Origin of the sequence: Actinoplanes sp. TBRC 11911 (genome assembly GCF_012933445.1) — a bacterium.
In the GTDB taxonomy this organism is placed as follows: domain Bacteria; phylum Actinomycetota; class Actinomycetes; order Mycobacteriales; family Micromonosporaceae; genus Actinoplanes.
Window position 1 is genome coordinate 46,612 of record NZ_JABBNC010000052.1, and the last position, 6,646, is coordinate 53,257.

General features: G+C 68.8%; 6 protein-coding genes. 4 read left to right on the forward strand and 2 right to left on the reverse strand.

Annotated features, from left to right (window positions below; all coding sequences use genetic code 11):
- Nucleotides 1-63 precede the first annotated feature (63 nt).
- A complete protein-coding gene (locus HH310_RS40890; protein WP_169181146.1) occupies nucleotides 64-957 on the forward strand; it encodes a phytoene/squalene synthase family protein in 894 nt (297 codons plus the stop codon).
- Nucleotides 957-2,273, forward strand: coding sequence for a deoxyribodipyrimidine photo-lyase (locus tag HH310_RS40895; RefSeq protein ID WP_169181147.1), 1,317 nt, complete (start codon nucleotides 957-959; stop codon nucleotides 2,271-2,273). Before HH310_RS40890 ends, HH310_RS40895 begins: the two co-directional genes overlap by 1 nt.
- Nucleotides 2,274-2,419: 146 nt before the next feature.
- On the opposite strand, the gene HH310_RS40900 is transcribed toward HH310_RS40895, so the two are convergent.
- Nucleotides 2,420-3,448 (reverse strand): serine hydrolase domain-containing protein, encoded by a 1,029-nt coding sequence (locus HH310_RS40900; protein WP_169181148.1) that lies wholly within the window; start codon nucleotides 3,446-3,448, stop codon nucleotides 2,420-2,422.
- 40 nt (nucleotides 3,449-3,488) lie between these two features.
- Between HH310_RS40900 and HH310_RS40905 the strand changes: the two genes are divergently transcribed.
- Nucleotides 3,489-4,847, forward strand: coding sequence for an NAD(P)/FAD-dependent oxidoreductase (locus HH310_RS40905; protein WP_169181149.1), 1,359 nt, complete (start codon nucleotides 3,489-3,491; stop codon nucleotides 4,845-4,847).
- On the opposite strand, the gene HH310_RS40910 is transcribed toward HH310_RS40905, so the two are convergent.
- On the reverse strand, nucleotides 4,844-5,263 hold the full coding sequence (locus HH310_RS40910) for an ATP-binding protein (RefSeq protein ID WP_169181150.1): 420 nt from the start codon (nucleotides 5,261-5,263) through the stop codon (nucleotides 4,844-4,846). The genes HH310_RS40905 and HH310_RS40910 overlap by 4 nt on opposite strands.
- 61 nt (nucleotides 5,264-5,324) lie before the next feature.
- Between HH310_RS40910 and HH310_RS40915 the strand changes: the two genes are divergently transcribed.
- Complete coding sequence (locus HH310_RS40915) at nucleotides 5,325-6,167, forward strand: Rieske 2Fe-2S domain-containing protein (protein WP_169181151.1); 843 nt, start codon at nucleotides 5,325-5,327, stop codon at nucleotides 6,165-6,167.
- The last annotated feature ends 479 nt before the right edge of the window (nucleotides 6,168-6,646 follow it).

Below are 6,646 nucleotides of genomic sequence, written 5' to 3' on the forward strand. Positions count from 1 at the left end.
TGTACCGTACCCTAGGTTCGAGAGTTGCGTCGATTCGTGCGTCGATTTCGCTGGAGGGTAGCGATGGCTGATATCCACGACTCTGATCTCAATGCCTCCTACGAACGCTGCCGTGAGCTGCACCGACGGCACGGCCGCACCTACTATCTGGCGACCAGGCTGCTGCCCGCGTGGAAACGCCGGCACGTGCACGCGCTGTACGGGTTCACAAGGTATGCCGACGAGATCGTGGACCAGACCGCGGTGCTCTCGCCGGAGGAACGGGCCACTCGGCTGACCGCGTGGTCGGACCGGTTCGTCGCCGGACTGCACGGTGAGCCGGTCGACGATCCGCTGCTGCCCGCGGTGCTGCACACGATCGCGGTGTTCGACCTCGACGTCGCCGACTTCTCGACCTTCCTGCGCAGCATGGAGATGGACCTCACGATCGCCACGTACGAGACGTACGACGACCTCCTGGCGTACATGGAGGGGTCGGCCGCCGTGATCGGCACGATGATGCTGCCGATCCTGGGCTCCGCGACCCCCGCCGCCGCCCGCGAGCCCGCCCGTGAGCTGGGGCTCGCCTTCCAGCTGACGAATTTCATCCGGGACGTCGCCGAGGATCTCGAGCGCGACCGCGTCTACCTGCCGCTGGCCGATCTGTCCCGATTCGACCTGACGCCCGACGACCTGCGCCCCGGCAACCCCAAGGTCAAACCCCTCATCCGGTACGAGGTGAGCCGCGCCCGTGGTCACTACGCGGCCGCGGCACCCGGCATCACGATGCTCGACCCGGCCTCGCAGGCCTGCATGCGCACCGCGTTCGCGCTGTACGCGGGCATCCTCGACGAGGTCGAGTCGGCCGGCTACGACGTGTTCACCCGGCGCGCCACGGTGCCGAACAGGCGGCGCGCCGCGGTCGCCGTGCGCAGCCTGCTGACCCGCACCGGGACCCCGGTCCGGGTGGCCGCCTGATGCGTACGGCGATCGTCCTGTTCACTCGCGACCTGCGCGTCCACGACAATCCCGCGCTCGCCGCCGCGTGCGCGAACGCCGACCGGGTGGTGCCGCTGTTCGTCCTCGACCCGGCGCTCGGCGGCCTGTCCGCGAACCGCAACCGCTTCCTGCATCAGTCCCTCGCCGACCTGAGGTCCACGCTTCGTGAGAAGGGCGCCGATCTGGTGCTGCGCTCCGGCGATCCGGTGGCCGAGACGATTCGGCTGGCCGGCGAGACGGACGCGACAATGGTGGGTCTGGCGGCCGACGTCAGCACGTACGCCCGCAAGCGTGAGCAACGGCTGCGGGCCGAATGCGACAGGCATCGCATCGCGCTCAAGCTCTTTCCGGGATTGACCGTCGTCGACCCGGGCGCGCTGAAACCGGGCGGCGGCGATTCGTATCGCGTCTTCACTCCCTACTACCGGGCGTGGCATGCCGCCGAGTGGCGCGACGAGGTGGTGACACCGCGCAAAATCCCGATGCCGCAGGGTGTTTCGCCCGGGCGCCTTCCGGCCCTGCCCGACGGCGACTCGCCGGACGCCGCCGAGGGTGGCGAAACCGAGGCCCGCCGACGCCTCGCGGCCTGGCGCCGGCGCCACGACGGGTACGCCGACGGCCACGACGATCTGCCCGCCGACGCGACCAGCCGGCTCAGCCCGTACCTGCGATTCGGGTGCCTGTCGCCGTTGTCGCTCGCCAACGCCGTACCGGGGAACGAAGCTTTCGTGCGGCAGGTCTGCTGGCGCGATTTCTATTACCAGGTCGCGCTGGCTTTCCCGCAGATCTCGACGACGGCCTATCGCAAATCCGGTGACCTGGAGTGGCGCGACGACCCGGACGGTCTGAAGCACTGGCAGGACGGCCTCACCGGGGTTCCGGTGGTGGATGCCGGAATGCGCCAGTTACGCGCCGAAGGCTGGATGCACAACCGGGCACGCCTGATCACCGCGGCGTTTCTCACCAAACATCTGGGCATCGACTGGCGGCCCGGTCTGCGCTGGTTCTTCCGGTGGCTGCTCGACGGCGACGTCCCGAACAATTCCGGGAACTGGCAGTGGGTGGCCGGCACCGGCAACGACACCAAGCCGTACCGCCGTTTCAACCCGATCCGGCAGGCGCAGCGCTTCGATCCGGACGGCGCGTACGTCCGGCGTTACGTACCCGAGCTCAAGGGAATTGAGGGCGCCGCCGTGCACCAGCCGTGGCGCCTGCCGGCCGACGTCCGTAAGGGCCTCGACTATCCGGCGCCGCTCGAATCACATCGTGACGAGGCGGTGTGGCTGCGGCCGTGACGCGAACGGAGGAATCCGCGCCGCCCCGATGAAGGGCGGCGCGGACCGGCTGCCGCGAGGACGACGGGCACCAGCCCTGCCCGCGTTCGCCCCCTCACGGCGCCTTGGGTGATCCCTCTTCCGCGAGGGTTCAGAATCGGCGGCCGCTAGCCGGAGATGAGACTTCCGAGCGCGTTTTCTATCCGATCCACCGCGGCGAAATCGCCCAGCCGCCGCGTCACGTACGCGATCGCCAGGCCGGCCGCCGGATCCGCCCAGCCGGCGTTGCCGCCCAGACCGCCCTGGCCCCACGTGCCGTCCTCCTCGATCTGCACGCCGAGGCCCCACGTCACCTCGGTTTCCAGAAACAGATCCATCCCCTCGTACGCCGGTACGGCGAGCTCGGGAAGGGTGCCGTCCAGGACTCGCGCGTAGAACTGGGCGATCGCGGTCGCGGTGGAATGCAGATTGACGGCGGGCACCGCGGCCTTACGCCAGCGGGAGCTGTTCAGAACGGCCAGATCACGGGCGCCGGCCGGATTGGAGACGGCCCGGGCGTGCACCGAATCCGGTTCGCCGAGCATCCGGGCCGGCCAATCGGGGGCGTCGTATTCCAACTCGGCACACCGGGCGATGTCCGCGTCCGACAACGCGAAGCCGAAATCGAGCCCGATCTCGTTCGCGACGAACAGTGCCGGTTCGCGGCCGTCCATCCGTCGAATCAGCTCGCCGAGCAGATGTCCGTAGGTCAGGGCGTGCTCGGCGGCGAGGGTGCCCGGCTCCCATTCCGGCTCGGCCGCGGCCAAATCGGCGCACAGCCCGTCCCAATCGGCCCACGCGGACGCCGGGCGCGGCACCGGGAACGCCGGAAGTCCGGCAGTGTGTGACACGACGTCGCGTACGCGGGCCGGGGTTTGAAATTCCGGCCAATAGCTGGACATCGGCGCGTCCAGCACGATCGCACCGCGCGCGACCAGAATCAGCACCGCCGCCGCGATCACCGGCTTGCCCACCGAATAGACATTGACCAGCGTGTTCGCGTCCCAGGGTGTGGTCCGCCCGGCGTCGCGCCAGCCCTCCCACACCTCCACCACGGGCTCGCCGTGCCGCAGCACGGTCAACGCGGAACCGCCGCGGGGCTCGGCCGCGAAAGCCTCGCCGACGCCTTCGAAACCCTTTGCGATGAAGCCCTCCATGCGGCGCACCGTAACCCGATCAGGTGCTTAGCTGTACATCATGGGCGAGACGCGGCAAGTCGACGTGGTGGTCATGGGTCTGGGCGTGGGCGGCGAGGAGGTCGCGGGGCGCCTGGCCGTCGCCGGGCTCAACGTCGTCGGGGTGGAGAACACGCTGGTCGGCGGCGAATGCCCGTACTGGGGATGCATTCCCACCAAGATCATGGTGCGGGCCGGCTCGGCGCTTGCCGAGGCGCGGCGCATCCCCCTGGTGGCCGGCGCGTCGACGGTGAGTCCGGACTGGGGACCGGTCGCGAAGAAGATCCGGGAACAGGCGACCGACGACTGGAACGACAAGGTCGCGGTCGACCGATTCACCGGCAAGGGCGGCCATTTCGTACGGGGCACCGCCGAGGTGACCGGACCGGGCCGGGTCGAGGTCGGCGACCAGACGTTCGAGGCGACGCGCGGCATCGTGGTCGCCACCGGCACGCACGCCGTGATCCCGCCGATCGAGGGACTCGCCGGCACCCCGTACTGGACGAACCGGGACGCGGTCGAGGCCGCCACCCTGCCGGAATCGATGATCGTGCTCGGCGGCGGGGCCATCGGAAGCGAGCTGGCGCAGGTGTTCGCCCGTTTCGGCGTACAGGTGAAGATCATTGAGGGGTCGGGCCGGCTGCTGGCCATGGAGGAGCCCGAGTCGTCGCAGGTCGCCGAGCAGGTGTTCGCGGCCGACGGAATCGAGATCCACAAGGGGGTGCACGCCGCCAAGGTCGAGTACGACGACGGCTTCACCGTGACGCTCGCCGACTCCACCACGATCAGCGCCGAGAAACTGCTGGTCTGCGCCGGGCGCGCGGCCCGGCTGCGCGGCCTCGGCCTGGAGCACCTCGGCATCGACACGACCGCTCGTTTCATCGGAACTGACGAATGGATGCGAGCCGGCGAAAAGGTGTGGGCGGTCGGCGACATCACCGGGAACGGTGTATTCACCCACATGGCTATGTATGAAGCCGACATCGCGGTGCGCGACATCCTCGGCGAAGGCGGCCCGGCGGCCGATTACCGGGCGCGACCCAGGGTGACGTTCATCGATCCGGAAATCGGCGCGGTGGGGCTCACCGAGGCCGAGGCGCGGGCGGCGGGCATCGACGTACGCGTCGGGTATGTGCCGCTGACGGCGACCACTCGCGGATTCATCCACGGGCCGGGCAACGAGGGATTCATCAAGCTCATCGCCGATCACGACCGCGGAGTACTGGTCGGCGGAACGACCGCCGGACCGGCCGGGGGCGAGATGATCGGAGCTATCTCGGTCGCCGTGCACGCCGAGGTCCCGGTGTCCACGTTGCTCAGCACGATCTGGGCATACCCGACGTTCCACCGGGGGTTCGGGGAGGCGTTGAAGTCGCTCTAGCTGGGCATCGCGGCGGTCACGGTGGTGCCGCACGGGCCCGTGTCGATGTTGAGGGCGGACAGCCGCCGGGCAATCCACAGCCCGCGCCCTCCCGACATGTTCGGCCCGGGCGGCTCCATTCCGGCCTGCGGATCGGCCAGCCCCGGACCGTCGTCGCTCACCCGGAGGACAAACCGGTTGTTCTCGCGCCAAAGGTTCAGCCGGCCATACCCGCCGCCGTGCCGGACGGCGTTGGTCGCGAGCTCGTATACCACCAGCACGACGTCTTCCACCAGCTCCCGGGGACCGAGCTCCGACGCGTACGCCTCCACCCCGCCCCGGACCGCAAGAAGATCGTCGGCGCTGAACCGCAGGTCGAGCCGCTGTTCGCGGACGCCATGTGCCACCCGCAGACTCGGTCCCTGAGCTCGCGCCATGCCGATCCTGTACCCAGCGAGTCAGGCGTTTCACCGTTCCGACCGGGGGAAAACGTCAGAAATGCAGATAGTCAGCCGGTTGGAAGAGGCGCGGGCGCTCGACGGCGTCAGCGACACACTGCAAAAGGCGATCTCCGCAGCCGTACGCCCGCAGAGGGTGCGAGATCTGCTCCACGGAACGTGGCTGGGGCATCCCCTGCACCCGGGGCTCGTCCAGTTGCCGATCGGCGCGTTCGTCTCGTCGGCGATCCTCGATCTGCTGCCGGGCCGGCGGCGGTCGTCGACGGTCCTGGTCGCGGTGGGTGTCGCCAGCTCGGTTCCGGCGATCGCGGCCGGCTGGACCGACTGGTCGGAGATGACGCACGCGCGGCGCCGGGTCGGGCTGGTGCACGCGGCGTCGAACGCGGTGCTGGTGGGGCTCTGTACGGCGTCGCTGGTCGCGCGCCTTCGCGGGAGGTCGGGGAAAGCTCTGAGCTATGCCGGCATCTCGGTCGGGTCGGTGGCCGCGTATCTCGGCGGGCATCTCGCGTACGCGCAGAGCGGTGGGGTCAACCAGGCGGCGCCCGAGCTCGGCCGGATTCCGGAGGAGTGGACCGAGGTGGGGCCGTTGGCGTCGTTCTCGGACGGGAAGCCCGCGGTGCGCAGCGTCGGTGACGTGTCCGTGCTGTTCTACCGGGCGGGGGATCGCCTGACCGCGATGATCGAGCGGTGCGGGCACGAGACCGGGCCGCTCGGTGAGGGAGAAGTCGTGGGGGTCGGGTCCGAGACCTGTGTGGTGTGCCCGTGGCATGGGAGCACGTTCCGGCTCTCCGACGGCCGGGTGATCCACGGACCGGCCGGGAGTGACCAGCCGACGCTCGAGGTTCGGGTGGCTGACGGGGCTGTTTCGGTTCGTCAGCCGTAACCCTCCGTCTACCGTTTTCCGGCATCCACTCGGCCTTTGCCATGGTGTCGCGGGGCTGACCTGCGGGGATGCCGGAGAGTGGGGGCCGATTTGGAGGGTGGGGAACCACCCTGTAATGTTTTGCGAGCCGGCAGGGAAACGGGCGGCAGCGGAGAGATCCGAAACGGCCGTTCCTGCCAAATCCTTCGAGTTTTGGAACGCGGCAATGCTGCGCGCCTAGATCCGGGGGATGTACTAGGGCAGAGAGGCACCAACCGGGATAAACCGGTTGACACGGCCAGGAAGACCTAGTAATGTTGAACGAGTGCCCCGGGGGCACGGGCCCGACAAAGGGTGCGAGTTTCCGGTGTGTGGTTGTTCTTTGAGAACTCAACAGGGTGCTTTGTAAAGCCAGTGCCAAGAATGATTTTTACCCCGGGCCGGTTTTATTCCGGCTTGGATTCCTTTGGCAACTTTTTGTTGCTGGGATGATTTTCCAC